Origin of the sequence: Oceanobacillus luteolus, assembly GCF_042678205.1 — a bacterium.
Taxonomy (GTDB): Bacteria; Bacillota; Bacilli; order Bacillales; family Amphibacillaceae; genus Oceanobacillus; species Oceanobacillus luteolus.
This window is the reverse complement of sequence record NZ_JBHUDE010000008.1, coordinates 1-24591: the sequence shown is the minus strand read 5'-3', so window position 1 is coordinate 24591 and position 24591 is coordinate 1. Positions and strand designations below refer to the sequence as shown.

Annotated in this window: 25 protein-coding genes and 3 pseudogenes; 18 read left to right on the top strand and 10 right to left on the bottom strand. The window is 37.2% G+C overall.

The genetic code is table 11. The annotated features are described in order from the left end of the window. Nucleotides 1–119 precede the first annotated feature (119 nt). Nucleotides 120–1121, bottom strand: a complete 1002-nt coding sequence (locus ACFSBH_RS02425) for a sensor histidine kinase (RefSeq protein WP_379595901.1) — start codon at nucleotides 1119–1121, stop codon at nucleotides 120–122. Nucleotide 1122: 1 nt separating this feature from the next. Further along, a complete protein-coding gene (locus tag ACFSBH_RS02420; protein ID WP_379595899.1) occupies nucleotides 1123–1794 on the bottom strand; it encodes a response regulator transcription factor in 672 nt (223 codons plus the stop codon). 190 nt (nucleotides 1795–1984) lie between these two features. Here ACFSBH_RS02420 and ACFSBH_RS02415 point away from each other — a divergent pair, with 190 nt between their 5' ends. From ACFSBH_RS02415 to ACFSBH_RS02385, 7 genes are all read left to right on the top strand, one after another. Then, complete coding sequence (locus tag ACFSBH_RS02415) at nucleotides 1985–2794, top strand: SMI1/KNR4 family protein (protein WP_379595897.1); 810 nt, start codon at nucleotides 1985–1987, stop codon at nucleotides 2792–2794. Nucleotides 2795–2831: 37 nt separating this feature from the next. Continuing rightward, a complete protein-coding gene (locus tag ACFSBH_RS02410) occupies nucleotides 2832–3032 on the top strand; it encodes a hypothetical protein (protein ID WP_379595895.1) in 201 nt (66 codons plus the stop codon). 22 nt (nucleotides 3033–3054) lie between these two features. Further along, nucleotides 3055–3726, top strand: a complete 672-nt coding sequence (locus ACFSBH_RS02405) for a hypothetical protein (RefSeq protein WP_251515971.1) — start codon at nucleotides 3055–3057, stop codon at nucleotides 3724–3726. A gap of 13 nt (nucleotides 3727–3739) precedes the next feature. Next, nucleotides 3740–4207 (top strand): GNAT family N-acetyltransferase, encoded by a 468-nt coding sequence (locus ACFSBH_RS02400; protein WP_251515972.1) that lies wholly within the window; start codon nucleotides 3740–3742, stop codon nucleotides 4205–4207. 251 nt (nucleotides 4208–4458) lie between these two features. Then, nucleotides 4459–4653, top strand: a complete 195-nt coding sequence (locus tag ACFSBH_RS02395; protein ID WP_251517620.1) for a helix-turn-helix transcriptional regulator — start codon at nucleotides 4459–4461, stop codon at nucleotides 4651–4653. A 2-nt stretch (nucleotides 4654–4655) separates the two neighbouring features. Then, on the top strand, nucleotides 4656–5111 hold the full coding sequence (locus ACFSBH_RS02390) for a DUF3278 domain-containing protein (protein ID WP_379595892.1): 456 nt from the start codon (nucleotides 4656–4658) through the stop codon (nucleotides 5109–5111). A gap of 200 nt (nucleotides 5112–5311) precedes the next feature. Further along, nucleotides 5312–5815 carry a DinB family protein gene (locus ACFSBH_RS02385; protein WP_251517615.1) on the top strand — a complete coding sequence of 168 codons (504 nt, stop codon included), beginning with the start codon at nucleotides 5312–5314 and terminating at the stop codon, nucleotides 5813–5815. Nucleotides 5816–5929: 114 nt separating this feature from the next. Here the strand turns inward: ACFSBH_RS02385 and kynB are convergent, their stop codons facing one another. The 4 genes and pseudogenes from kynB to kynU all read right to left on the bottom strand — a co-directional run. After that, nucleotides 5930–6556, bottom strand: a complete 627-nt coding sequence (kynB, locus tag ACFSBH_RS02380; protein WP_379595890.1) for an arylformamidase — start codon at nucleotides 6554–6556, stop codon at nucleotides 5930–5932. A gap of 25 nt (nucleotides 6557–6581) precedes the next feature. Continuing rightward, nucleotides 6582–7919, bottom strand: coding sequence for a sodium-dependent transporter (locus ACFSBH_RS02375; protein WP_379595888.1), 1338 nt, complete (start codon nucleotides 7917–7919; stop codon nucleotides 6582–6584). Nucleotides 7920–7951: 32 nt separating this feature from the next. Next, nucleotides 7952–8785 (bottom strand): tryptophan 2,3-dioxygenase, encoded by an 834-nt coding sequence (gene kynA, locus ACFSBH_RS02370; protein ID WP_285853901.1) that lies wholly within the window; start codon nucleotides 8783–8785, stop codon nucleotides 7952–7954. A 28-nt stretch (nucleotides 8786–8813) separates the two neighbouring features. Then, nucleotides 8814–9830, bottom strand: a pseudogene (kynU, locus tag ACFSBH_RS02365) (kynureninase); the annotation flags it as partial. Between kynU and ACFSBH_RS02360 the strand changes: the two are divergent. From ACFSBH_RS02360 to ACFSBH_RS02345, 4 genes are all read left to right on the top strand, one after another. Next, on the top strand, nucleotides 9784–10155 hold the full coding sequence (locus ACFSBH_RS02360) for a CBS domain-containing protein (RefSeq protein ID WP_379595886.1): 372 nt from the start codon (nucleotides 9784–9786) through the stop codon (nucleotides 10153–10155). The pseudogene kynU and the gene ACFSBH_RS02360 overlap by 47 nt on opposite strands. Beyond that, entirely contained in the window at nucleotides 10065–10268 is a 204-nt protein-coding gene (locus ACFSBH_RS02355) for a transporter associated domain-containing protein (RefSeq protein WP_379595884.1), read from the top strand. Before ACFSBH_RS02360 ends, ACFSBH_RS02355 begins: the two co-directional genes overlap by 91 nt. A gap of 177 nt (nucleotides 10269–10445) precedes the next feature. Further along, complete coding sequence (locus ACFSBH_RS02350) at nucleotides 10446–10814, top strand: DUF5946 family protein (RefSeq protein ID WP_379595882.1); 369 nt, start codon at nucleotides 10446–10448, stop codon at nucleotides 10812–10814. A gap of 189 nt (nucleotides 10815–11003) precedes the next feature. Continuing rightward, nucleotides 11004–11984, top strand: a complete 981-nt coding sequence (locus ACFSBH_RS02345) for a TIGR00341 family protein (protein ID WP_379595880.1) — start codon at nucleotides 11004–11006, stop codon at nucleotides 11982–11984. A gap of 298 nt (nucleotides 11985–12282) precedes the next feature. Here ACFSBH_RS02345 and ACFSBH_RS02340 read toward each other — a convergent pair whose 3' ends face one another. Further along, on the bottom strand, nucleotides 12283–14544 hold the full coding sequence (locus ACFSBH_RS02340) for an ATP-dependent DNA helicase (protein ID WP_379595878.1): 2262 nt from the start codon (nucleotides 14542–14544) through the stop codon (nucleotides 12283–12285). A gap of 207 nt (nucleotides 14545–14751) precedes the next feature. Between ACFSBH_RS02340 and ACFSBH_RS02335 the strand changes: the two genes are divergently transcribed. Next, the gene (locus ACFSBH_RS02335) at nucleotides 14752–16224 is read left to right on the top strand and encodes an aldehyde dehydrogenase family protein (protein ID WP_379595876.1); all 1473 of its coding nucleotides are present in this window, start codon (nucleotides 14752–14754) and stop codon (nucleotides 16222–16224) included. Nucleotides 16225–16514: 290 nt separating this feature from the next. Here the strand turns inward: ACFSBH_RS02335 and ACFSBH_RS02330 are convergent. After that, nucleotides 16515–17258 (bottom strand): annotated as a pseudogene (locus ACFSBH_RS02330) (SDR family NAD(P)-dependent oxidoreductase). A gap of 420 nt (nucleotides 17259–17678) precedes the next feature. On the opposite strand from ACFSBH_RS02330, the gene ACFSBH_RS02325 reads away from it, so the two are divergent. Genes ACFSBH_RS02325 through ACFSBH_RS02315 form a run of 3 tightly spaced genes read left to right on the top strand, consistent with a single transcriptional unit; the run spans nucleotide 17679 to nucleotide 21352 of the window. Then, nucleotides 17679–19169 carry a spore germination protein gene (locus ACFSBH_RS02325; protein ID WP_379595874.1) on the top strand — a complete coding sequence of 497 codons (1491 nt, stop codon included), beginning with the start codon at nucleotides 17679–17681 and terminating at the stop codon, nucleotides 19167–19169. Continuing rightward, on the top strand, nucleotides 19147–20256 hold the full coding sequence (locus ACFSBH_RS02320; protein WP_379595872.1) for a GerAB/ArcD/ProY family transporter: 1110 nt from the start codon (nucleotides 19147–19149) through the stop codon (nucleotides 20254–20256). Before ACFSBH_RS02325 ends, ACFSBH_RS02320 begins: the two co-directional genes overlap by 23 nt. Beyond that, complete coding sequence (locus tag ACFSBH_RS02315) at nucleotides 20237–21352, top strand: Ger(x)C family spore germination protein (RefSeq protein ID WP_379595870.1); 1116 nt, start codon at nucleotides 20237–20239, stop codon at nucleotides 21350–21352. Before ACFSBH_RS02320 ends, ACFSBH_RS02315 begins: the two co-directional genes overlap by 20 nt. 119 nt (nucleotides 21353–21471) lie before the next feature. Here the strand turns inward: ACFSBH_RS02315 and ACFSBH_RS02310 are convergent, their stop codons facing one another. Beyond that, nucleotides 21472–21840: a VOC family protein gene (locus tag ACFSBH_RS02310; RefSeq protein ID WP_379595868.1), complete on the bottom strand. Its 369-nt coding sequence runs from the start codon at nucleotides 21838–21840 to the stop codon at nucleotides 21472–21474. 122 nt (nucleotides 21841–21962) lie between these two features. Between ACFSBH_RS02310 and ACFSBH_RS02305 the strand changes: the two genes are divergently transcribed. The 3 genes from ACFSBH_RS02305 to ACFSBH_RS02295 all read left to right on the top strand — a co-directional run bounded on the left by ACFSBH_RS02305 (nucleotide 21963) and on the right by ACFSBH_RS02295 (nucleotide 23969). Next, nucleotides 21963–22907 carry an alpha/beta fold hydrolase gene (locus tag ACFSBH_RS02305; RefSeq protein ID WP_379595866.1) on the top strand — a complete coding sequence of 315 codons (945 nt, stop codon included), beginning with the start codon at nucleotides 21963–21965 and terminating at the stop codon, nucleotides 22905–22907. An 89-nt stretch (nucleotides 22908–22996) separates the two neighbouring features. Next, nucleotides 22997–23170 (top strand): hypothetical protein, encoded by a 174-nt coding sequence (locus ACFSBH_RS02300; RefSeq protein ID WP_379595864.1) that lies wholly within the window; start codon nucleotides 22997–22999, stop codon nucleotides 23168–23170. Nucleotides 23171–23555: 385 nt separating this feature from the next. Beyond that, complete coding sequence (locus tag ACFSBH_RS02295) at nucleotides 23556–23969, top strand: hypothetical protein (RefSeq protein ID WP_379595862.1); 414 nt, start codon at nucleotides 23556–23558, stop codon at nucleotides 23967–23969. A gap of 357 nt (nucleotides 23970–24326) precedes the next feature. Here ACFSBH_RS02295 and ACFSBH_RS02290 read toward each other — a convergent pair. After that, nucleotides 24327–24591 (bottom strand): annotated as a pseudogene (locus tag ACFSBH_RS02290) (transposase); the annotation flags it as partial.

Genomic DNA, 24591 nt, shown 5'->3' with positions numbered 1-24591 from the left:
CATGCCTCCATTTATCGTTTCTATGTTTAGTATAGCAAGGCTCTAAGGGCTGGAGACATCGCCTTTGCTTACAGATAAGCTCTCAATCTTACATTTTCGTAAGATAGGGTGATAGGTTGTCATTCTACTCCAATATTTTTTGTTTCCAAGTCCATGATAACTTTCGTGCCTCTTCCAACTTCGGATTGTATGAAGATGTCATGGGACAACTTATTTAAGATTTGTTTGCATAAATACAGCCCAATTCCCGTCGATTGTTTATAGGTCCGTCCATTATGACCGGTGAATCCTTTCTCAAATATCCGCGGTAGATCTTCGGCTGGTATTCCAATTCCGGTGTCTTCGATAATCAATCGTTTTCCATCCATATAAATGGAGATGGATCCTTCCTCTGTATACTTCAACGCGTTGGATAGGAGCTGGTCGATGACAAAGAGCAACCATTTTTCATCTGTTAACACTTTAGAATCCACTTCAGAATAATGCAGGGTGATTTTGTTTCGGATAAATATTTTTGCATGTTTCCGTACGGCTTGTTTGATGATGGAATCTAAGTCATATTGTTGAAACAAAAGGTCCGTCGATATATTTTCCAAACGTAAATACTGCAGGACAAACTCTACATATTGCTCGATTTTAAATAATTCCATCTCCAATTCCGCATTTTGTTCATGGTTTTCCGATTGAAGAAGAAGTCGCATCGCAGCGATAGGTGTTTTTATTTGATGGGTCCATTGTGTAAAGTAATTCACTAAATCTCTTTGTTTCTCCTCAGCTTGTACAATCAGCTCTTGCATAGTATTGTGTAGGATTTGCAACAGGAAGTGATATTGTTCTTCCGTTATATTTACGGGCGCTGGTAACTGGTCGAGCTGTACCGTAATTGTTTTTTCCATGTCTTTTAATACGTGGACCCTTTTCGTAAACTTATAAAAGTCCACAACAAAGAAAATCAACCCGATATACCCGCAGAGCAGGAAAGCATAGAGAATCGGGTCGAGTGGTACACGGCTGAGATAAAATACAATAGTGAAGCAAAGTAGAAAGGCGAAAAACAATAATAGCGTCTTCCACTTCATTTTTAAATAAGCTAGTAATAGATTTTCTCTGTCTTTCCTCATGTCAGTCCACCAAATAGCCGATTCCTTTCTTTGTGATGATAAACTCTTTTAATCCGATCGTTTCTAGCTTTTTGCGCAGCCGATTCACATTGACGGTCAATGTGTTATCGTCTACGAAACTATCTGTTTCCCAGAGCCGGGTCATCAATGTATCCCTGGAAACGACTTTGCCTTTATTCTCTAGTAAAATATGTAAGATTTTGTGTTCGTTTTTTGTGAGCTCCACTTTTTCGCCTTGATAGCTCAGCGTGGCATCACTGATATTTAAAATGGCTCCCCGATGCTCCAGCAAATTCGCTTGCCCGGTGAAATCATAGGTGCGTCGGAGCAGAGCCTGTACTTTTGTGGTCAAGATAGTAAGGTCAAATGGCTTGGCGATAAAATCATCTCCTCCCATATTAATGGCCATAACAATATTCATACTGTCCGATGCTGAAGAAATAAAAATGATTGGCACTTTAGACAGCTTTCGAATCTCACTGCACAAGGTATACCCATTGATATAAGGAAGAGAAATATCCAATAGCACCAATTGCGGATCAAAGGACACAAACGTAGACATGACTTCATTGAAATCGGTAATATACTCCACTTCATAATCCCAAGTTTCCAAATGACTTTTAATTGCTTTTGCAATGATCATATCATCTTCAACGATTAATATTTTGTACATGATAAAAACTCCATTCATCACTAAATTGATGCCTTTCTTTCATCTTACTAAATAGAACGAATATAATCACGAATAAATGACAGATTTTTCTAGAAGTAGCTCAGGTCTCTGCCAAAAAAGGATTATTCCCTCAACTTGTTGAATATATAGGTATAGTTGTTGAAAACGTAAAATGGGCTGGGGGATGACGATGAAAAATTTTTGGTTGGAAGATGAAGATCAGACATATGCATTAAAACCTGTGAAAAGAAAAGATATTATCGCAGCTGAGAAACAATTAGGGGTAGAGCTGCCGGCACTGTATAAGAAATTGGTTAAAAAGCAAAATGGCGGATACATCCAACGAACCCTTTTTCCTATTTCTTTTGTTACGGATCATGTGGAAGAATTTATTGAAGTCCGTAGTTTATATGGCATTGGGGAGGATGGAATTTTAGATACGGATTACCTCATCAAAGAGTGGGGGCTTCCGAGTGACATTGTCCTCCTTGATGGCGATGGCCATACTTGGGTTGCGCTGGATTACCGTGGTAAGAAGCGTAAACCGAGTGTTGTGTATTTGGAAGTGGAAGAGGGGAATGAATTCCAGCTTGCTGAAAGTTTCGATGAATTCATCGCAGCGCTAGAAGAGGAAGAGTACGATGTTGAGGAAGAGGATATGATTGACGATATGGATATTCCTGATTTGGATAATATATCGAAAAGAGAGGCGGAAGAAATTTTTAGAACTAGTGAGGATGAAATATTAATCAGAAGCGTCATCATAAATATCCCATTAGCTGCCGGGGATATGAATTGGATGCTCGATCAACTTATTTATCTTTTAAAGAAACGTAGCACAGAAGGAATTGCAGAAAGTGTCGCTGATTTTTTACTCATCTATTCTCGTTTCCGGAGCGAGATGGACGATAGTAAATATACCTCGTTGATGAAGAAGTTAAGATCTTTGCCTTATCCAGGAGTTAAGATGGACCTCGAGATGATAGATGAAAACAATTGAGTACACCAATTGACGCACGAGCTGAAGGAGGACTCTAGTGGAGTTTGTGAGGAAATATATCTATATTATATTTTTTATTGCATTGTGGCTGAACTTCGTTATTTGGGATTACGTGAGAGATGAGGAATTTAAATTTGTAGAAAATACATTTCAGGCGCTATTCTTTGTGTTATTTTATATTTTTGTGAGATGGCTCTTTGGCTGGGATAAACCTAAAAAAGATGAGGATATAGAATAATGGTTAAGAATGGAGGGGAGAGATGAAGGGTAATAAAACAATTTTCGTAGCTATCATCATCTTCTTATTCTTAGTTGCGGCGACTTATTTCACTGAGATTACTAAAAGCAAAGAAGTCATCTCTGAAAAAGAAAAGGAACTGATCCAATATCAAAAAATGTATAGTGAATTACATAATGATTATCTGGAGATGAATTCAGATTATGAAAGTCTGGCAAATGAGCTATTCAACATGGAAAAGAATGTCCTTGAATCAAATGTTGGGTCAAGTGATTCTCTTCCTCACCTAGGTCCAGCTACAGTGCATCATAAGCAAATGAAAGAGAACTTAATCTCTATCTTTTATGAAAATGCTTTGGGATACCAATTGAGAATATCGAAGCCGGATTTTTACGGTAATCTAACAATAGATATAGTGAATCCTGTTATGGGAATTAACTACGATTATGTTGATTATGCAACTAAACTAGTATTTGGTGGTGTAATTACAAATAAGCAAATTAAAAAGATTAAATTAACACAGGATGAAGTTTATCATGCTAGTATTTTAAAAGTTAATAGTGATTACTTTGTTTGGTATAGCCTCGTTGAAAATAAATCAACTCCTGAAGAACCGTTTGAGGTGAACATTAAAGCTCTCGATGATGAGGACAATGTTATATGGGAAAAGACGGTTGATGAAGCAATAAAATAAGGAGGCGCTGATCATGAATATTTCGATCATTAAACCAACCACGGAACATGCTAAAGAAATTAGTAGAATTTGTTCAGTGGGCTGGCGTCAAACTGTCGAAGGTTATTATAGTGAAGAATATCAAATTAAAAATATAGAATACTGGTATAACCACGAACGAGTAGTTGAGGATATCACCAAAGGTGCATATACACATGTTGCGATGGTAGATAAGAAAGTTGCAGGGACAATTGGAGGTGCCGTCACCGAACCTGGTGTCAGTGAGATTTTTGTTTTTTATGTGGATGATGTATACAGATATAAAGGGATAGGCACGAAACTATTAGATGCGTTTACCAAGGAACATATGAAGAAAGGTGCAACCGAACAATATGTATCTGTACAAGAAGGAAATGAACTTGGTATCCCATTCTATAAATCGCGTGGATTTCAACAAAGAAAGGAAGATAATAAACGCTTTTGGAGACGGATTCGAGACTAAATACATAGGTGAATTTCTCAATCTATATGTTGAAAATAGAGTGGTTGGGATACAGTTAAGCTGGAGGTGTTAATCTAAAATGATTAATCACCTTTTTTGTTTATATTTGGTAATGGGATTGGTTAGTGAAGTTGTTTTTAAATGCATTAAAGGAAAATTTATTGAATAAATAAGTTGATTTTTTTTAGAATTGATGTAAGATATAATTAACATATGCAATATATATGTGTCTTAAAGATAAAGGTGAATGTATGAAAAATAATGTGAAAATAACACGAATTAAGCAGTCGATAACCCAACAGCAATTAGCTAAGAGAGTTGGAGTTACTAGACAGACAATCGGACTAATTGAGAAAGGAGAATATAATCCTAGTCTGCAATTATGTATTGCAATAGCCAAGGAGCTTAATAAAACGTTAGATGATTTATTTTGGGAGGTGGAGTAATAATGAAATCTTGGGTATCATTTTTATTGCCGAAAGATGAATATAAGAAAACACGAATGTTATACTTTTTTACTGAAGGTTCAATAATTCTTTTACTTGCTCTTGTAGGTATAATTATCATCAACAATTATTTTAATATCAGTACAGAAATTCCTCTATTGTTTTCCATAGCTATATTCCTATTTTATGTATCGGCAAGATATATCCTGTCTGGTATTGAATATACGGATGTTGCAACAGAGGGAGCATATAGAATAGAATTAAAGCACATTTTTGCCAGAACAGGTAGTTTTACAGTTGTTTTTATTCTGTTATATTTAGTTGTCGCAGGTATTCCTAACAACCAAAACGAATGGATCGAATTAATGGCATTGGTACTAGGAGCTGGATTACTTTGGTTTATTACTAGTTACATTTCTTTAAAACGGTCTTATAAAAAGAATAAGGAATTGTTATAAACACAAATAAGTACTTGGTATAACTCTTTAAGAAGGTGATTCAAAAAGGTCACCTTCTTCTTATGGATCTTGAAAAAGAGAACGTACCCCATATATAATTGTTGTGCAAAGTTAAAGATAACACATAAGTAATGCAGTATTAATAAGTTGGAAAATATATGGCTTTACAACGAATTCAAATGGATTTGGGAGGATTATATATGTACGTAACGGTTTCAGACTTTATTAAAGAATGGAATAGGGAAGCTATGCTAACTCAAAACGTTTTAAATGGTCTGACAGATGAATCTTTAAAACAACAAGTTTATCCGGAAGGCCGTACTTTAGGAAGGATTGCGTGTCATTTAACAACAAACATTCCGGATTATTTATCCCATTTCGGGTTTAAGATAGATCGGGTAGACAATGCAGATAGCGTCCCAACCTCAGCAAAGGAAGTTGCTGAAACTTTTCAAGCGATAAGTACTTACGCAGCCCAAATCATTGAACAACAATGGACAGACGAGTCCCTAGAACAAGTACAAGAAGCTTTTGGAAGACAGGAATCTAATGCTCAAATCCTAATGGGACTAATCAAGCACATTATTCATCATCGTGGTCAAATCACCGTTCTGATGCGTCAAGCAGGATTAAAACCGTTTGGGGTTTATGGTCCACCAAAAGAAGATTGGATTCATTTCGGCGTGGAAAACCCACCAGAATAATATAAAAACAAACGCCTAGCCATGAATACATATAAAAATAACTCTTAGGATAGGCTCCATGGTGGAGGTTAAAAAAGACCTGCACATCTGAATTTAAGATGTACAGGTCTTTCCTTAAAGTTCTCTAATCACCGCTCTGACAGGACTTCCATCTCCTCCGTGAATGGATAATGGAAGAGCTATCAGTTCATATAGTCCGGGTTTTACATCTTTTAATACCAGGTTCTCCAGAATATATACCCCATTCTGATATAAAGCATGATGGGCTGGTAGGTGTTTACTATCCACTGGATCGACGGAAGGACATTCCGTACCAATCAGATGGATTCCTTTTTCTTTTAAAAATGGGCCAATATCTTCCTTTAGGATAGGATAACGCTCTGGAAAGCTGGAGTCTGCTCTGTCCAGAGAACGTAGTAATAGGCGACTCACCCCATCTAAGTTGAACGCTTCTAACTCTTTTCTCCCAATTACTTCATGGCCGCGCACGTCAACTACTTTGGCGGGACCGATAAATAATGAAACATCTAACTCATGTATCTTTTTCCCATCATTATCGTAGTGGAATGGAGCATCCATATGGGTGCCTGTATGAACACTAGTAGACATCTCTCCAATGTTGACCGACTTTGTTTGTTCTTTTGTATAGCTTAGACGAAAGTTAAAAGGCTTATCTCCGGGCCATACCCCCATATCATTCGTTAATGGGATGGAAACGTCAATCCACGGTTTTTCCTTCATGGTTTACCACCTGCTCTTTTATAAATTAAATAAATCCTAGTGTATTAAATAGTACAATAACAATCGTCGCTGGAGCAATCCACGTCATGATCTTTCTCCAAATCGTATAGATTCCGGGGTTTACACTGCTACTGAGCATAAATTCTTCTTGGACGAGTGCTTTATCCATTCGATGAATGATGAAAATCGCGATGAATAAATTCCCAACCGGCAGCATGATGTTACTGACGAGAAAATCGGTAGCATCGAATACAGTCTTATCAAAGAGGAGGATATGTTGTAAGATACTGGATGACAATGCAGCTGGGATTCCCGCGATAAATACAATGATTCCGCTTAGGCTAGCCACACTATTTCTTTTTCTCTTACCGTTTTCTGTGAATGCAGCTACAATAATTTCAAATAAACTAAAGGATGAAGTCAATGTTGCGAAAAGGAATAGTAATAGAAAAAGGCTTAAGAAAACTTCTCCAAGTGGCATTTGAGCAAATGCCTGCGGAAGCACCATGAACAATAGCCCTGGTCCTTCTGCTGGCTCAAATCCAAAGGTGAAAACAACCGGGAAAATCGCCACACCAGCCAAAAAGGAAACGACGAGATTCATGCCGACTACCCATCCGGCTGAGTAAGAAAGGCTTACATCCTTTTTCAAATACGAACTGTAGGTGATCATACAAGAGAGACCTACTGCCAAGGCAAAAAAGGATTGACCAAGGGCATACAGGATGGACTCCGATGTGATATTCGAAAAGTCAGGTGTTAAGAAAAACTGGAGACCTTCCAATGCGCCATCTAGAGTTAGTGCTCGAATAACTAAAATGATGAGGAAAACAAATAAGAGCGGCATCAAATATTTATTTGCTTTCTCAATTCCTTTTTGCACTCCTAATGCAATGACGATGACGTTCAGGATAATAAAGAGCGCGAAACCGAGAATCGTAATCCATGGTGTTCCGATGATGGTCCCGAATAATGCTCCGTAATCTTTCCCATCCCGAATCACTGCTCCAACGAGGGACAGCATGCTATAGATCAACACCCAGCCACCGACAACCGAATAAAATGACAGAAGTAAAAAACTGCCTAAAACACCAAATCTCCCAATCCACGCCCATAAGCTGTTTGGTGCTAGTTTTTTAAAAGCGCTAATAGCTTCTTTACCTGATCCGCGCCCGATAATATATTCAGAGATTAATAATGGAAAACCAATTAATAGAGTGAATACAACAAAAATCAAGAAAAAGGCTCCTCCGCCACTGGTGCCGGTGACGTACGGAAATTTCCACAACGCACCTAAACCAATTGCTGCACCTGCAGAAGCCATGATGAAACCAAACTTCGATGACCATTGATCATTGTTCATTGTTTTCCCCCTTTACATTAGGTGATGAGGATTTAGAGTTCTGTTCGAACATCCCATAATTCAGGAAAAAATCGGTGGTTGATGACATGCTTCAAATAAGTAACACCCGAAGATCCTCCTGTACCTACTTTGTGCCCAATAATTCTCTCTACGGTCTTCATATGACGAAAGCGCCACTGTGAAAACGCGTCCTCCACATCCACGAGTTTTTCTGCTAATTGATATAAATCCCAGTGGTCCGCAGCTTTTTTATACACTTGTTTCCATGCATTCTGGACACTGACATTTGCTTCGTAGGTTTTAGAAACGTCACGATGTAAGATCTCTTTAGGAATTGGGAAACCTGCTTTGGCTAAGCTTTGAATCGTGACATCATAGATACTAGGGCTTTGATAGGCTGCCTGTAATTCTTTGTATATTTCCGGCTTTTCTTTATAGATTTTTAGAATGGCTTCTTTCTTATACCCTAATGCAAATTCCATCAATCGATATTGATAAGATTGAAATCCAGAAGCATTTCCCAGCTTGTCACGGAACTCCAGATATTCGGCTGGAGTAAGGGTGGATAGTACTTCCCAAGACTGAATCAATTGGTGCTGGATACGTGTGACACGTGCAAGCATTTTGAATGCAGGCTGCATATCTCCGTCTAAAATGGCTTTTGTCGCAGCTTTTAGCTCATGTAATATCAGTTTAATCCATAGTTCCTGTACTTGATGAATGATGATAAACAACATTTCATCATGATGGCCAGAGATAGGATTCTGACTGGAAATGATACTGTCTAATTTTAAATAATCGGCATATGTCATGCGACTTCGGAAATCGGTATGAATTCCTTGCTCGTCGTGTGGGTGACTTGTCAATTCGATCCCTCCTTACTTATCTTAGTATTTAAGAGACAATCTCCCGGTCACTCTCAAATTGTTTGTAGCGCTCTTCTTCCATAATCCTTTGCAAGCAATCGACAACATTCCATACATCTTCAAAAGAGTTATAAAGTGCCACAGGGGCTAGTCGTATTCCTGAAGGTGGCCTAAAATCCGGGGTAACTTTTTCTTGTTTCAAAGCTTTGCAAATTCGTATGGCCTCCGGGTGTTCCAAATAGACATGTCCACCTCTGCGATTATCTTCTCTAGGATTTGCAATATTAAAACCATATGCACTTAGCTTGGCATCAATGAGAGCCATCATATATTCTGTTAGTTTAAGAGATTTCCTGCGTATCTTTTCGATACCGATATCCTGAAATAGTTTTAAAGAACCAATTAATGGTGCAGCGCTTAAGATATGTGGAGTTCCTATTTGCATGGCTCCTGCATCTGGGGCAGGACTCATCGTCAGCTCCATATCGAATTGTTTTGTTTTATCCGAACCAAACCAGCCACTAAGACCAGGGTTGATTGGCAGGTGATGTTCATTAATATAAATCCCAGCGGGAGAGCAAGGGCCACCATTTAGATATTTATACGTACACCAAAAAGCAAAATCAACTTTCCAATCATCTAAGGAATGGGGAAGTGCTCCAATTGAATGGCATAAATCAAAACCTATAACTATTCCATTCTCATGGGCTGCCTCGGTAATCCGCTTCATATCGAGAAGTTGCCCGCTTCGGTATAGTACGCTTGGAAAAACTGCTAAAGCGATATCATCGGTCATGGAATCGATGATATCTTCTTCTTTTAACGTATGTTGATCCTCTGAAGTTACGAGGACAAGATGTTCTTCTGGATTCATTCCCCGCAAGGCTAAATGACTTTTGATTGCGTAAATGTCAGAAGGGAAATTTAATTCATCTGCTAAGATTTTTGTTCGTTTTCCATTCGGTTTATAAAATGTTGCAAGGAGCTGGTGAAGATTGATGGTTGTGGAACCGCTTACAACCACTTCCTCCTTTTTGGCACCGAGATTTAGTGATACAAATCCATTGTTTGTCCATGAATATCATTCGATTGAGTGGGTTTTAAATAAAATGACAAAAGAAAAAAAACATATGGCCATTGTGTTAGAAGAGTACGGTGGAACAGAAGGAATGATAACGCATGAAGATGTCATCGAGACAATGCTTGGTTTTGAAATTGAGGATGAAACCGACTTGGAAGGTGACTCACTCGTCGAAAAATTAACTGAAACCGAAATTATTTGCAATGGAAAAATCCCCCTTCATCGTTTAAATACAATTTTTATACCGATATTCCAGAAGAAGAAGATGTTCTTGCGGGATATCTACTAAAGGAACTTATCGATTTCCCTGAAAAGGGGCAAGTAATCGAGTTAAATGATTTAACGTTTAAAATATTAGAAATTAAAGATAGATCGATTAGGAAGGTTAAGATAGTTAAATAGATGATTGGAATATTTTTTGTTTGTGAATAAATACACATTGGGTATAGGGTGCGTTAATTTAGAATGGGTTCAAGCAATTTATAGGGAAGCTATTTTAGGAATAAGGGAGAAGATGAATAAAGATGTTAACCTTTACGTTACGCTAGAGAGTAATATAGTTAAGTAAAATTAACTTATATGGAGGAATTATCTTCAATGGTTGACAATAACACAATAATGGATCTTGGTAAATGTATTGAATGTGGGGCCAAGGAAACAGATGGATTTTCCTGCTATGAGATGTTTCAATTTCCACTGATATGGGAGCATAACGACCCGGAATTATATGCTTTACATTTTTGGCTCGTTTCTTGCTATATGATTCAACATCCCTCTAACTATACTGAGGAAGGGTATAAGCTCATGGTGAGTTTATTCACTGAAGCGTATGATAATGAGTGGCCCGCGCAATATATTCTTAGAAAAAACCGAGATCTCAATACTAAGATAGATAAAATAACCAATCCACTGCCAAATGACAAAAGAAAGCGTATATATAGAAGTTGATCAATGACAATAGAAGATATTTATATAACTGGAGAGAAAAATGCAATACATAAAATAAATATATGGAAAGAACAAGTTAGAAAGGATTTACAAAAATAATAAAGATTACTCATTCAATATTCATTATGAGAATGAATTTAAAGGGAACAATAAGCATAATATCTTCTTTGCATATGGGAGACGAATATTATGTCATTACAGTTACTTGAAATTTATGCCCCCAAGAACTTTGTAAATATAGAAGAAATAAAGGAGAATTTTTCTGTTATTTCCTACTGGAACTTTGAGGAAGAAAAAGAAAAGCATCTAACGCGGATTTTATTAGAGACCAATGATGTAGAGCCAATGCTTGATTATTTGGAAAGTTTACCCGCTAGTGAAGACGATTATCAAGTTATGTTGCTGTCAGTACAAACATATCTTCCCAGAAAAAAAGAGAAAGAAGAGGATAAAAAAAAGAAGTTGCAGCGTGCAAGTCGGCATGAATTATATACGACAGTTCAGGGGGCAAGTCGTATAAGTGTCAGTTATATCTGGTTTATTATATTCTCCGCTATCGTTGCTGCGGTTGGCATTATAAAAAGCAGCCCAGCAATCGTCATTGGTGCAATGTTAATTGCCCCACTTATTGGTCCGGTAACGGCTATCTCATTTGCTTCCGTTCTCGGTGACTATAAATTAATACGCCAGTCCATTATTACATCGCTAGTTGGAATTGGAATCCCACTAGTAATTGCCGCTATATTTAGTTTTTTCTTCGACCCACCAATTTACAGTGACGAGTTTCTTTCACGGACAGACATTCACATTATTGATTTCATTGCAGCGATAGTATCTGGTGCTGCAGGTGCACTTTCTTTTGTTAAAAGAAATACAGGCGCTCTTGTAGGAGTTATGGTTTCAGTAGCCTTAATTCCTCCTACTGTTGTATTCGGCATGATCCTGGGAACAGGTAATTGGACGAAAGCTCTTGTCCCGTTTATTCTATTAATGGTCAACGTTTGCTCGATACTATTATCCGCTGTAATTGTTTTTTGGTTGAGTGGTATTAAACCGAATAATTGGCAGGATATCCAAAGGGCGAATATATCCCGGAAACTTTCTCTCATATTTATTTTAACGATAACGGTAATACTTGTAACAGCAATTCTATTTATCAATGTAGTCTGATACAAAGACTAAGTGCGTCTTATTTTAACGACTCCCCTTTGGTATTAGATAGTGTGTCCTATTGTTCTTAAAGTGGTGGGTGCATTAGATAATAAGAGCAACGCTGATTTTTCAGTGTTGCTCTTCATTGTTCTATAAGTACTTTTTATAATTATCTCATAAATCTCTCTCTAAGTATTGCTCTTGTTGGGCTAGCATCTTCTCCCATGATGGATAATGGAATAGAGATAAGTTCATATAATCCGGATTTTGCATTTATAAGTGGATTAATTTATTGTTTCATAGTGGGAGGTTCGCTTTACAGGCCAATCTTGTAATGTTGCCATTCATAAGGTAACAATGCCTGGTATTTCTTCTGTAAAAATCGATCATCAATCAAGGCGATGACGCCAGTGTCAGAATCCGTTCGTATCAGTCTTCCGCCTGCTTGAAGCACTTTATTCATCCCAGGATATACGTAAGCATAATCAAAGCCGTTCTTTCCAACCGATTGGAAGTAATTCTTCATAATATCTCTTTCGAAACCGATTTGTGGCATACCGACTCCGACTACAATGACACCCTCTAATCTGTCTCCTTTTAAGTCCACACCTTCAGAGAAGATTCCTCCAAGTACCGCAAATCCGACCAATCTTGTGTCACGTTCCGAGTTAAATTCCGCCAAAAAGTCTTCCCTTTCTGCTTCAGACATTCCGATATCTTGAATGATTGTAGACACGTCAGGATAATGTTCAGTAAATTGTTCATATGCATTTCTCATATATTGATAGGAAGGGAAGAAGATTAGGAAATTGCCCTGCTTCTTATCAATGACATCTTTGAAGAAGTGTACCATTGGCTCTATTGTCTTCTCACGATCCCGATACCTCGTCGAAAGCGGTTGAATGATTACTTCTATATTTTCCCTAGCAAAAGGAGAAGGAATAGAAACGACATAATCATCTGACTGTCCGCCAAGTAAATCTTTATAATAACCTGCCGGGTGTAACGTGGCTGAAAAGAATACTCTTCCTTTGAAGCCTTTTCCCATTTTTAGAATCTGCTCGGAAGGGTCCAGGCAGAATAATTTCATTCTTACTTCACTTTTATGCACTTCTATATAAGTAACAAATTGATCATTGTACAGTTCAGCAATTTTCACAAAGTTTTTGACAGCAAAATACGTATCCAATAATAATTCATGCTCATTCTGGACAAGCTCTGCTTCGGCTTCTGTTATGAATGTTTCACACAAAGCTACGAGATCCGTATCCATGTCCTTTCGTAAATAGTCCTCAGACTTCTTCACTTCTAATAAGTGGTCATTGATCGCTTTAGCAGATGCGGCAAGGGAGCCGGTTTTAAATTCTCTTTTCAACTGTAAAAATGCGGACTTGTGAATTTCTGCAGAATACATTTCTCGCGCACGATCCACCAAGTTGTGTGCCTCATCTACGAGGATGGCTGTTTTCTTTTTCTGGTCCTCCATCAAACGTTTTAACGAGACTCTCGGATCAAAAATATAATTATAATCACAAATGATGGCATCTACTGCATAAGCCAATTCAATGGAGAATTCAAAAGGACAAACCCGATGCTTTCTAGCATACTGTTCGATAATCATCCGGTCGATCATCTTTTCCTGTTCCAAAATGTCTATCATAGCCTCGTTGATGCGGTCATAAAAACCATCTGCAAAAGGACAATCTATACTTGTACAGATCGTTTCCTCCTGAAAACAAATCTTATCTTTAGCAGTTATCGTCAACACATGGATATCCAGACCATGATCAATTAATAAACGAAATGCCTCTTCTGCTGCTGTTCTTGTGATTGTTTTGGCAGTCAAATAAAACATCTTTTCTAATTTGCCCTCGCCGATAGCTTTAACAGCAGGGAAGATAGTAGAAATTGTTTTGCCAATTCCGGTAGAGGCACTCGCAAACAATGTTTTTTTGTCTACAATGGTTTTATATACGGAACCTGCGAGTTTCCGCTGGCCTTCACGATAAGCTTTAAACGGAAATTCCAGTGTCTTACTTGTTTTATTTCGTATTATTTTATGTTTTATTTTCACTTTTAAAAAGTGAGCATACTCCTCAATTACTTGATAAACGAAAGATTCCATTTCCTCATACGTCATCACTCGCTGGAATTGTCTCTGTTCCAGCGTTTTTACTTGGACATAGGTAAGTTGGATCGTCACCTCGGATAAATCATGATCTCCGGCATAAATATAACCATAAAAAATAGCCTGTGCCCAGTGTACGGGATGGGAATCCTCCTGAACGTCATCCAAGGAGTGTACGGTTGATTTTATTTCATCAATGGTTATAGAATCTCCATTTTTAAGCAATCCATCGCAGCGACCATCCACTCGAACAACGAAGTCCTCGTAAGGAATTTCTGCTTCTACAAACACTTCCTTTTCGTCGGATTCCTTGTAGCCTTTTTGGATGAATTGATGGATACGAGTTCCTTCCGTCATTGTTGCTGCAGTGCGGAATCCAGACTCAATACTGCCACTGCGATACACGTATTCCACTAAATTTCTAACTGAAATTTTTACTACGTTTGTCATTTGATCACCTAATATTATTCATTAGCTTAAGTTTAACAGAGATTGGATAGGTTTGGACTTTATTTTGATTATGAATTGTTTTCTTACTAGATTAATTTGATAAAGAGTTTTGATTAGCACCTCCAAAGGGTATAAAAAGAACAAATTAGTAAAACGTATAGTAAGGAATGATCGAGTTAATCAGTAAAAAGAAAGGAGATATTTATTATGAAACCATACGAAGGACTGAACAAAAATTATATATCTGGCGAATGGCGTGATGGGACAGGCAAAACCACTTATGAAGTAAAAAATCCGTATAATGATGAAGTGTTGCAGGAAATAAAAACAGCAAGTAAAGAAGATGTAGATGAAGCTTATCAATCTGCTGAACAGGCCAAAGAGGAATGGTTAAAATATAATCCATTCGAACGCTCTTCTATTATGGAAAAAGCTGTGCAGATTATTGAATCCAGAAGGGAAGAGTTTGTTGAACATCTAATTAGGGAAGGCGGTTCATCCCATCTGAAGGCTAACGTTGAAATTGACTTTGTTATCGCAATTACGAGGGAAGCAGCATCTTTTCCACTTAGAATGAATGGAGAAATTGTTCCTTCCCTTGTTCCAGGAAAGGAAAATAGAATTTATCGGAAGCCACTAGGGGTAGTTGGAGTAATCGGGCCATTCAACTTTCCGATGTATCTTGCGATGCGTTCAGTAGCACCGGCACTGGCTGTTGGTAACGGGGTCGTACTGAAACCAGATGAGCAAACAGCGGTAACCGGCGGAATATTACTTGCCAAAGTATTTGAAGAGGCGGGATTGCCGAAAGGAGTCTTTAATGTTGTTGTTCCAAAGTTAGAAGAAATCGGCGATGCATTTGTGGAACATCCTATTCCGCGGTTAATTTCATTTACAGGGTCCACACCGGCAGGACGGCATATTGGTGAAATATGCGGAAGGAATATTAAAAAAGTTGCGCTTGAATTGGGAGGGAACAACCCGCTTGTAGTGCTTGGTGATGCAAAAGTAGAAAGTGCGGTGAATTCCGCATTGTTCGGTAAATTTATGCATAATGGACAAATATGTATGGCTATTAATCGAATCATCGTTCATAAGGATTTATATGAGGAATTTATGGAAAGATTTGTGGAAAAGACGAAGAAAATTAAAGTGGGAGACCCGAGTGACAAAGATAATCTTATCGGACCATTGATAAATCGGAAAGCAATTGATCGGATACTGGAACAAATTGAAATGGCTAAGAAACAGGGAGCTAAAGTGGTACTGGAAGGAAAAGTGGAAGGCAATGTCATGCATCCTTATATATTAACAGGTACAAATGATGTAGCGACAGCTCAAAACGAAATGTTTGGTCCGGTTGCAACTATTATCTCTGCAGAAAGTGATGAAGAAGCAATCCGTATTGCAAATGATACCCCATTTGGGCTAAGTGGGGCGGTTCATTCGGGTTCTCCAGAAAGAGGGGTAGAAGCAGCTAAACAGATTACTTCCGGTATGGTTCATGTAAATGATCAAAGTGTGAACGATGAGCCATTGATTGCTTTCGGAGGAGAGAAGGATTCTGGACTGGGCCGTTTCGGAGGGAAATGGTCACTAGAAGAGTTTACTACCGTCCAATGGGTTTCTGTCCAAACCGAAGAGAGAGAAAGTCCTTTCCATACGAATTATCTCGAATAAAAATAATTAGAGAGAAAGTCCTTTCCATACGAATTATCTCGAATAAAAATAATTAGAGAGATAGAAATTGATATGAACCATATGAAATTTATCGGTTAAGGTAATAGAAAGAGTGAAGAACCACTATGGAGGTCATCAAAAATGCAGAGGGAAGTTCATAACCTCTGCGTTTTTGCCGTCTAAAGAATCATGGATGCTTTTTCTATCTTGCAAAAGGGTAACAAGTATATTTTGGGCTCTTGTTTCACTGTCGAACAAACCAAAAGACCCCGTAGGTCTTTTGGTATCTATTAAAGGTCAGAAATCATTCCGCCATCTACAACAAATTGAGCGCCAGTTGAGTAGCTAGAATCATCAGAAGCCAGATATACAACAAGGTTAGATACCTCTTCTACTTCCGCTCTTCTTCTTAATGGAATATCTTGTTCTAGTTGCTTCAAATATTCTTCCACATCTGGTTGATCTGCCATTGGTGTTTTGATAATTCCAGGGTGTACGGAGTTCACTCGGATGTTATGTTGGCCAAGCTCCGCAGCCGCACCTTTTGTCATTCCAGTTACAGCGTGTTTGGATGCGCTGTAAGCAATAGCAGTTGGAGCACTTACCAAGCCATCTACGGATGAAATATTAACAATGGAACCGACACCAGCTTTTTTCATGGAAGGGAGTACTTTTTGCATTCATAATAACACGCCAAGCTCGTCCACTTTAAAGGTTAATTCAAAGTCTTTTACCGTTAGTTCTTCTAATGGTTTGAAGATACCAATTCCAGCATTGTTTACTAGCACGTTTATCGGATCAAACGCTTCTTTCGTTTTTTCTACGACGTTTACCCAGTTCTCCTCATCAGCTACACCGAGTTGAAGGGCGATTGCGTTTTCACCTAACTCATCTGCTAGCTTTTGTCCACCTTCCAAGTTAAGGTCTGTAATTGCCACCTTTGCGCCTTCTTCTATAAATTTACGAGCATGCATAGCCCCCATCCCTTGTGCTGCACCTGTAATAATTGCTACTTTACCATCTGGTTTTCCCATGATGCTTTCCTCCCGTTAAATAGAATGTCAAATCTTAAATTGAAAAATTTTAATCATCTATCCCACGATTTATACTATCATTTAAGGTATTTGTAATTAAGGGTATCTGATTTAAGTATACTACATCATCAGAAAAAATTACATGCTAGTTTTATGCTTGGTTGAAATGAATGCTTAAGGGAGAAGGGTTAATTTAATCATGAACGTTTAGTTTTAAAGAGCCCAAGCTAGCCTTCAAAACCTGATTACTAGACCAATTCTGGAATATTATGTGGCTGTTGAACGTTGTTAATGTTCAAGTAATTTGTTCTACTGATGTCCTTGCCATCTTGTTGAAACAGCTTCCAACTTCTATTTGCATAATTGTATTCAAATTCCACATACTACTAACAAGAAGTATCGGTTAAAGGGGGTGCGGGGATGCGACTCAAAAGAAATAAATCCAAAAAAACTTTGATAAACCAGGCAAATATCTCCCTAGAAAATATTAAGAGTCAATTAAATCATACCAGCGATTTAAAAGAACGTGAAATACATAGCAATGGTCAAACCTATATTATCCTTTACATCAATTCATTAGTTGATCAGGAAAAGCTTGAATCAAAGATCATTAAACCGCTTATAAAGATGGAAAACAATAATATTCTAAATGAGCTATACAGCCAGGAGATCCGCACGATTAAAAGTAATAAAAACGCCATTAACGGAATATTAGATGGTTATTGTCTGCTGATAAATAAAGGCAGGAATAGTGAGGGATTCCTGCTGAAAACGAACGCATCAACCGATAGAGAAGTTTCAGAGCCTGTCGTTGAAAAAGCAATCCTTGGGGCAAAAGTAGGTTTTGTTGAAAGCTTAGACAAAAACATTTTTTTACTTCGTACTGTAACAAAATCACCCGATTTCACTGTTAAGGATTATACATTGGGTTCCTCAACAACAACGAATGTATCACTAGTTTATTTGGAACATATGGCAAATCCGGAAATTATCAAAAAGGTTGAACAACGTATAAAAAGTATTACGCTTGATTCCATCCGATCAGAAGGAGATATTCAGGATTGCATTGAAGATCATACACTTACTCCATTTCCTCAGCTTTTACTGACGGAACGGCCAGATAAAGCTTCAGCAAATTTAAAGGACGGGAGGGTTGCTTTAATTACAGATGGAAGTCCTACTGTAATTATATTGCCAGCGACATTTATGACGTTCTTTCAAACGCCGGATGACTATATTACACGTTGGTGGTTAGGGTCATTTTTTAAATTTATACGTCTATTCAGCTATATCATTGCACTTATCCTACCGGCATTATATATTGCTTTCGTTTCATTCCACTATGAAGTCATTCCTTTGGAGCTTGTTTATTCGCTGCAGTCTTCATTGAGTTACGTACCATTTCGGCCATTTATAGAGTTGATGATTATGCAGCTTTCCTTTGAATTGCTTAGAGAAGCGTCCATTCGACTGCCACCTTCCGTAGCCACGACTTTTGGGATTGTCGGCGGGCTAGTTGTAGGAACCGCTATGGTTGAGGCAGGAATTGTCTCCTATGGTGGTCTTATAGTTGTTGCATTAACATCCGTCTCATCTTTTGTTCAGCCAAATATAGAAATGAGCAGCTCGATTCGTGTCTTAGGATTTCCTTTAATGCTAATAGCAGCTATATTCGGGTTTTTTGGAATTGTAATTGGAGTGTTATGTGTGTTAATTCACTTGTCCCGCCTTACTTCATTCGGTTTTCCATATTTTTCGCCTATTGTTCCATTGAACATAAAGGATTTTAAAGACAAAATTATTCGTGTTCCTTCATGGATGATGTATAAACAGCCTAAAGATTCCCCTCATTTCAAGAAGGAAAAACAATCAAGGAAGTGGAAACTAGATGACAGTGAAGGGCCGTATTAGTTCTGTAAATTTATTTTATGTGCTGGCGCAAACGATGATAGGAGTTGGCTTGTTATCATTACCTCACCAAACACATCGTACAGCAGGCAGTGACGGATGGATTTCTATTTTAATTACTGGATTTTTTATTCAACTAATTGTACTGATTATCTGGTTACTATGCAGAAAGTTCCCCAATCTTACTTTATTTGATTTTTCTAAAGTAATCGTGGGGAAAACGCTTGGAACGGTAGTAAACTTTTTATATATTATTTATCTGCTGACTATCATTTGTTATATCTTCATTGTGTATACAGATACTTTAAAACGATGGATACTCCCTGAGACTCCAGGATGGATTTTACTTTTGATATTATTCGTTCTACTTATTTATGGGAGTATTTGTACGATAAAAAATGTGATATCTTTATTTTCTTTTCTATTCTTGTTTATCCCGCTTTTATTCCTTATTACATTTTTTGTCTATCATGATCCATCCATAGATGTTCGCTATCTCTTCCCTATTGGTCACAGCGGTGGATGGAATATTCTTAAAGGTACAAAGGATACCTTTGTATCTTTCATAGGCTATGAGACGTTACTTATTTATTTTGCTTTTATGAAGCGGTCCAAAAGAATCACGGCGCTGAAAGGGGCATTTTTCGCAATATTATTTGTAACCACTTTTTTAATGTATATTGTAATGATAAGTACGATGATGCTTAGCCCGGAAGAAATGAAAATCACTCGGGAACCTGTTCTATACATCCTAAGTGCAGTAGAAATAAGATTGTTAAGCCGATTAGATTTAATATTTCTTTCTTTCTGGTGTATGGTAGTTTTTGCTACTATTATCAGCTACTCCTTTTCAGCAAGTATGGGAATAAGTAAATTAATCCGTATCAAACATAAATTTGCTGTGATGTTAGCTGGAACATTCGTGTTTATCGTTTCGATAATATTTTATTATATGGAGGTTACCTTGCTTGAAAAATGGTTAAAGCATTTTAGTTTAATTTTCGGCGTTATTATCCCTACCTTATTGCTTTTCATAACCATTATTTTTAAAAGAGAGGCGGCATCGACCTATGAGGAAAAGGAAAACTAAGCTCGTCTTGCTCTTCTTTATTCTTCCATTACTAGCTGGGTGCTGGGATGAAAGACTTCTAAAGAATTCCCGTACGGTGTATTTATCAGGTTTTGACTTGTATGAAAATGGTGATTATCAAATAACTTCAATTATTAGAGATATGAATATTAGTGAGTCAAGCAGAGGGGAAATCTCTATATCGAATAAACTGGTAACTGGAAATGGAAGTTCAATAAGAGAGGCAAGCGTGACAATTGACAGGAGTGTAGCTGGTAATTACGATCCCGCAAAAGGAAGAGTATTAATTTTAGGAATCGACGTCGCCAAGGGTGATATTTATAATGTGCTGGATGCTGTTTACCGGGATCCAAGGGTGGATTTAAACGCCAAAATTGCTGTGACAGATAACAGTGCAAATAAGATTATTACTCATTTGTCCGAAAATGAAGTCGAAAAAGGGGAATACCTGTACGAATTAATTCACAGCAGTGAAATAAATTCGGAGATTCAGAATATTACACTACGATCGATTCGCACCTATTTATTTGATGAAGGAAAAGATTTCATGCTACCTTATTTGAGCAAGGACGAGGATAATAAAGTAAAAATAAATGGGGTTGCTCTTTTTCATGACCAAAGCTTTACCGGACAGTTTCTTACCCCTGCTGAAAGTACTTTGCTATTATTATTTATGGAAACAAAATCTCAACAGGCACTCTTAACAGAGCAGTTAGACAAAGAAGCTAATGTATCCGTCAGCTATAATGTCAAAAGCGTATCTAGAAAACTTAAACTGGAGAAAAAAGAAAAGGTGCATGCTGACATTTTGTTGGAATTGGACGTGGAGATTGTTGACTATCCTCCAGATCATTTAAATAAGCAGAGTCGGATCAGCTTTTTAGAAAGACAATTATCAAAGATTCTCACTGAAAAAGCGGATGCTCTCTTCAAAAAACTTGCGGAAAATCAAAGTGACATACTTGGATTAGGTAGAGAAATGATCGCCTTTCATCCATCTATATGGGAGGAAATAAAGGGAGAAAATTATTATGAGCAAATCCTTGTGAATCCCACGGTAAAAGTCAATGTTAGAAGTAGCGGAATCACTTTGTGATCACTGGAATTTTTCAACTTTTCTTTTGTGTATCTTTTAGTGTTGGCGGGGCCCGATTAGGATATATATGAAAGATTTATTTAAAAAGCCCAACTAGTAAATTGGGCTTTTAATGATTTCTAACTGTTTTCAAACTGAAGGTATTCTAACACATTACCAAATGGATCTTTAAAACTAATATATTTTCCCGGAGGACAATCGGTTGGTTCCTCAACGATAAAATTCACGTCTTTTTCTTTTAAGGCTTTAGTTGTTTCATGTATATCTTCTGTTTTTAAACCTAATGCTATTCCTGTAGTTTTATTATCGTTGTGATAAGTGGCATTTTCATTTTCTTCTAAAACAATTGGTAACTCTCCATGTACGAGTGATACTATTTTGGGTCCATATTGCCTGTTTACTTCAAAACCTAGAATATTGGTATAAAAATCAATTGCTTCACTCATATTTGGTACATAAATGCTTATGACACAAACTTCGTTACCCATACTAAACACCTCGTTATAAGTTTTACTATTGATATTCCACAAACATGGATGCATGTCCTTTATTTATTTTCCTTTTTTACGATGGAATAAGTTTCATTAAGAAGGAAATCGCAGCCACCTTGTTGAAGTATAGGGCAGAAGAGTCGGAAGAGGATCGTTTAGGGGGAATAAAGATTATTTCATTCATAAAGGTCAAACAAAAGAAAGTGGAGATACTTTGTAAAGGTAACAAAGGCAAAACTATCATCATATTAACAGGGATGGGCTGTTCCTTTGATGAATGGTACAACATTACCGAGAAGTTAAGTGAAACAAATAGAGTAGTAATGTTTCACAGACCTGGACTTGGTGAAAGTGAGATTGGGTTTGATGAAACTCGGAATACAAAGGCTGTCGTTGATGAATTATCCGAATTACTTACCGTACTTGAAATTACGGAACCAATTATATTGGTTGGTCATTCGTATGGCGGGTTGTGTGTCCAACATTTTGCTAAAACTTACCCTCACAAGGTTGCAGGAATAGTTTTAGTGGATTCAACTTCTGTGGATCTACAGGAATTGGATGAGTTAGATTTGGATGAAGATGAGACGGATGAAATTTGGTTAGAGAAATGTAAAACTTATTCTTTAATGGAAGAAGAGCGGTTAAGGGAAATTATAAATCCTACTCTTTCAGAAAAGCTACAACCATTACCTAACGAAATTCAGCAAAGGTTATTAGACTTTCAAATAAGACCTTCTTTATACAAAGCGATGTATTCTGAAATAAGCAATTGGAAAAAAGATGCTGAGATTATTAAATCAATAGGAACTACTATCCATGTTCCGCTAATTGTTTTAGGAAGAGATATGGAGTATTGCATTCAATTAGGAACACAGAGCGGCCTATCAAAAGAGGAAATAGGCATTTTTGAAGCGAAGTGGAAAGAACTCATTAAGAGGCAGGCCAAACTTTCCAACATGAGTAAAATTGTATTCGTAAAAAATGCCAGCCATTCTATACATACGGATAGACCAGATATGGTCATTCAATCCATTTTGGAGATCGTAAATAAAGAAACTTAAAGTAACATTTATATAGGAATTGCATTTTTATTATAAATTAAACTAAAGGGGAAAGTTCTGCATAGAAATAAACAGGGGTGGTGATGATTTTGTTTCAGAAATGGTTTTACGGAATACTAGCTATATTGGGATTCATTGGATTAATGATTGTTGAGTTAACGATGGTTGTTCCATTTGCCACCAACCAATTGATTGTTTCTGCAATCGTTATTGTTTTCTATCTGTATCTGTTATATCTGATTACATTCCGTAAGATATTTTAAATAAACAGTTGGCGATAGTTCAAGGAGGATTATCGCTTTTTCAATGGAAAATATTACAATCATATTAAGGAAGAAACACTAGACACCCTCGATAACCACTTATAAACACCACTAAATGTCATGATTAAGGTGGTTATTACAATAATCACCTATATCGTTTTTCGTCATAATTTGTTAACAAGATATCATTACTTACCAATATGAATTTAATATCGCATTGATATACTTAGATACTATAAAGAAAATGTGGGGAGGAGCTAAGGTGAAATTTATACAAGCTTAGCTCTTAAAATTCTTCTATTTGCTCCTTGCCGTTAAGTTTCATATCCACTTGCAATTAACATTATTTACATCTTCAAAAAGACCAAGAAAAGGAGAGATAAGAGTGAAAAAGTCTATTTTTCTTTTATTAGTTGGCTTTCTTTTGATTTTTGGTTTTTCAACCCAAGCTAGTGCAGATAATCAGTCAACCTGGTTTGCTACGGAAGAAGATAGTAGATGGAATATGACGATGAAAATAACTGGTACGGAAAAAGATATGCAAATAAATTTGGAAGATCTATGGAAAGTGAATAAAGCAACAGGTGAGAGCATTTATTATGCCAGCGATTTTCTTCCTCTAGATGGAAGGCTCTGCAATGCGTCTACAGGTGATTGTACTCAGTATGAGTCCTTTCAAGACGATAACTTTGGAACGATTGAATTCACCAACATGAAGCCAGGAACTTATCGCCTTGAAATTATAGATTGGGAGCCAGAATATACATATCAAGGGTATGTATCAGGCAAGGTTAATTAAAGTGTTTATAAATCGCCTCCCTTAGGAATCTGAAAAGGTAAATAGGACAAGATAATCACTTGATCTTTAAAGAAGGAGACCCCCTTTGTTTCGTTGAAGCTATACATTGTGGCAGTAAGACTTCGTTCAGCAATAGCAACATTAAATGGAGTTATAATTTGTGAAAAAATGAAATTAAAAAAGTAGTAAAGAAGAAGGAATTATTCATTCTCTGTTGAAATATTAAGATAGTAAAATTTGTTTTAGCTAATAGAAAACGAAAGATATCATTGTTCAGAGATATAATAAACAACTTATTTTGAGAAGGAGGGGTCCCATGAATGATTCAGATCGGCAAAAAATGAAAGAAGCGATTAAAAAGGCTTCTGAGATGAACCGTGCACTTATGGAGGAATTTGATAACTTTAACGCTTGAGTGAAAGCTTTATAATCTTTACTTGGAACGTATTTAATCGAATTGCGAATCAAATGGACGATACAGCGTTGTACAATGACATCGGGAAAAATAGCCCGTGCGCCTTCCTCTAAACCACTCACGCCATCCATTGATATAAAGAAAATGTCTTCGACACCTCTAGCTTTTATCTCATCAAAGATCTGCATCCATTTATGCTTACTTTCC

Coding starts and splice junctions, on each gene's coding strand:
- ACFSBH_RS02310 (WP_379595868.1), bottom strand. CDS start 21,840: ATGGGTAACGAAGTTTGTGTCATAAGCATTTATGTACCAAATATGAGT.
- ACFSBH_RS02315 (WP_379595870.1), top strand. CDS start 20,237: ATGAGGAAAAGGAAAACTAAGCTCGTCTTGCTCTTCTTTATTCTTCCA.
- ACFSBH_RS02340 (WP_379595878.1), bottom strand. CDS start 14,544: ATGACAAACGTAGTAAAAATTTCAGTTAGAAATTTAGTGGAATACGTG.
- ACFSBH_RS02375 (WP_379595888.1), bottom strand. CDS start 7,919: ATGAACAATGATCAATGGTCATCGAAGTTTGGTTTCATCATGGCTTCT.
- ACFSBH_RS02350 (WP_379595882.1), top strand. CDS start 10,446: ATGGAGGAATTATCTTCAATGGTTGACAATAACACAATAATGGATCTT.
- ACFSBH_RS02335 (WP_379595876.1), top strand. CDS start 14,752: ATGAAACCATACGAAGGACTGAACAAAAATTATATATCTGGCGAATGG.
- ACFSBH_RS02415 (WP_379595897.1), top strand. CDS start 1,985: ATGAAAAATTTTTGGTTGGAAGATGAAGATCAGACATATGCATTAAAA.
- ACFSBH_RS02425 (WP_379595901.1), bottom strand. CDS start 1,121: ATGAGGAAAGACAGAGAAAATCTATTACTAGCTTATTTAAAAATGAAG.
- ACFSBH_RS02385 (WP_251517615.1), top strand. CDS start 5,312: ATGTACGTAACGGTTTCAGACTTTATTAAAGAATGGAATAGGGAAGCT.
- kynB (WP_379595890.1), bottom strand. CDS start 6,556: ATGAAGGAAAAACCGTGGATTGACGTTTCCATCCCATTAACGAATGAT.
- ACFSBH_RS02420 (WP_379595899.1), bottom strand. CDS start 1,794: ATGTACAAAATATTAATCGTTGAAGATGATATGATCATTGCAAAAGCA.
- ACFSBH_RS02390 (WP_379595892.1), top strand. CDS start 4,656: ATGAAATCTTGGGTATCATTTTTATTGCCGAAAGATGAATATAAGAAA.
- ACFSBH_RS02405 (WP_251515971.1), top strand. CDS start 3,055: ATGAAGGGTAATAAAACAATTTTCGTAGCTATCATCATCTTCTTATTC.
- ACFSBH_RS02360 (WP_379595886.1), top strand. CDS start 9,784: ATGGTTGTGGAACCGCTTACAACCACTTCCTCCTTTTTGGCACCGAGA.
- ACFSBH_RS02400 (WP_251515972.1), top strand. CDS start 3,740: ATGAATATTTCGATCATTAAACCAACCACGGAACATGCTAAAGAAATT.
- ACFSBH_RS02345 (WP_379595880.1), top strand. CDS start 11,004: ATGTCATTACAGTTACTTGAAATTTATGCCCCCAAGAACTTTGTAAAT.
- ACFSBH_RS02325 (WP_379595874.1), top strand. CDS start 17,679: ATGCGACTCAAAAGAAATAAATCCAAAAAAACTTTGATAAACCAGGCA.
- ACFSBH_RS02320 (WP_379595872.1), top strand. CDS start 19,147: ATGACAGTGAAGGGCCGTATTAGTTCTGTAAATTTATTTTATGTGCTG.
- ACFSBH_RS02395 (WP_251517620.1), top strand. CDS start 4,459: ATGAAAAATAATGTGAAAATAACACGAATTAAGCAGTCGATAACCCAA.